The 1,237-nt window shown below is 32.9% G+C and carries 2 protein-coding genes; both read left to right on the top strand.

The annotated features are described in order from the left end of the window. Window positions 1-64 precede the first annotated feature (64 nt). Window positions 65-148: a 23S rRNA methyltransferase attenuation leader peptide gene (locus tag PG840_RS16665; protein WP_023948524.1), complete on the top strand. Its 84-nt coding sequence runs from the start codon at window positions 65-67 to the stop codon at window positions 146-148. A gap of 124 nt (window positions 149-272) precedes the next feature. Further along, a complete protein-coding gene (erm(B), locus tag PG840_RS16660; RefSeq protein WP_002292226.1) occupies window positions 273-1,010 on the top strand; it encodes a 23S rRNA (adenine(2058)-N(6))-methyltransferase Erm(B) in 738 nt (245 codons plus the stop codon). The last annotated feature ends 227 nt before the right edge of the window (window positions 1,011-1,237 follow it).

The following is a 1,237-nucleotide window of genomic DNA, read 5'->3' as shown; positions in this document are numbered from 1 at the left end:
GCAATTATTTAATATTCGTTATATTAGATGCTAAAAATTTGTAATTAAGAAGGAGGGATTCGTCATGTTGGTATTCCAAATGCGTAATGTAGATAAAACATCTACTATTTTGAAACAGACTAAAAACAGTGATTACGCAGATAAATAAATACGTTAGATTAATTCCTACCAGTGACTAATCTTATGACTTTTTAAACAGATAACTAAAATTACAAACAAATCGTTTAACTTCTGTATTTATTTACAGATGTAATCACTTCAGGAGTGATTACATGAACAAAAATATAAAATATTCTCAAAACTTTTTAACGAGTGAAAAAGTACTCAACCAAATAATAAAACAATTGAATTTAAAAGAAACCGATACCGTTTACGAAATTGGAACAGGTAAAGGGCATTTAACGACGAAACTGGCTAAAATAAGTAAACAGGTAACGTCTATTGAATTAGACAGTCATCTATTCAACTTATCGTCAGAAAAATTAAAACTGAATACTCGTGTCACTTTAATTCACCAAGATATTCTACAGTTTCAATTCCCTAACAAACAGAGGTATAAAATTGTTGGGAGTATTCCTTACCATTTAAGCACACAAATTATTAAAAAAGTGGTTTTTGAAAGCCATGCGTCTGACATCTATCTGATTGTTGAAGAAGGATTCTACAAGCGTACCTTGGATATTCACCGAACACTAGGGTTGCTCTTGCACACTCAAGTCTCGATTCAGCAATTGCTTAAGCTGCCAGCGGAATGCTTTCATCCTAAACCAAAAGTAAACAGTGTCTTAATAAAACTTACCCGCCATACCACAGATGTTCCAGATAAATATTGGAAGCTATATACGTACTTTGTTTCAAAATGGGTCAATCGAGAATATCGTCAACTGTTTACTAAAAATCAGTTTCATCAAGCAATGAAACACGCCAAAGTAAACAATTTAAGTACCGTTACTTATGAGCAAGTATTGTCTATTTTTAATAGTTATCTATTATTTAACGGGAGGAAATAATTCTATGAGTCGCTTTTTTAAATTTGGAAAGTTACACGTTACTAAAGGGAATGGAGATAAATTATTAGATATACTACTGACAGCTTCCAAGAAGCTAAAGAGGTCCCTAGCGCCTACGGGGAATTTGTATCGATAAGGGGTACAAATTCCCACTAAGCGCTCGGGACCCCTTGTAGGAAAATGTCCTAAGTGTGGCAACAATATTGTATTAAAAAAATCGTTTTATG

Source organism: Coprococcus sp. AM97-35 (assembly GCF_027697525.1).
In the GTDB taxonomy this organism is placed as follows: Bacteria; Bacillota; Clostridia; order Lachnospirales; family Lachnospiraceae; genus Allocoprococcus; species Allocoprococcus comes.
Note: the sequence above shows the minus strand (reverse complement) of the source record. Positions and strands in the feature narration are given on the sequence as shown.